The following is a 212-nucleotide window of genomic DNA, read 5'->3' as shown; positions in this document are numbered from 1 at the left end:
GCCGGTGCAACCTCCAACGGTACGGCGCTGGAAAATGTGGTTCTGGGGAATCCGGCTTCGGTCGTTATCACCGATACCCTCAGCGAAGTCATTGCGACTCTGACCGCGGATAAAACCACTGTGGCGGAAGGCGGTTCGGTTACTTACACCGTGACCCTGACCAACGCAGCAGGCCTGCCGATCAACAACCACGGTGAACTGACCTTCACCCT

The 212-nt window shown here is 58.0% G+C and carries 1 protein-coding gene; it reads left to right on the top strand.

Going from position 1 to position 212, the window contains the following annotated elements; translation table 11 throughout:
• On the top strand, nt 1-212 hold a 212-nt coding region (locus tag AAEZ05_RS30605; protein ID WP_350650462.1), incomplete at both ends, for a hypothetical protein.

Source organism: Pseudomonas sp. HY13-MNA-CIBAN-0226, from assembly GCF_040310305.1.
Lineage (GTDB): Bacteria > Pseudomonadota > Gammaproteobacteria > Pseudomonadales > Pseudomonadaceae > Aquipseudomonas > Aquipseudomonas gregormendelii.
This window is presented reverse-complemented; position numbering and strand designations above follow the sequence as displayed.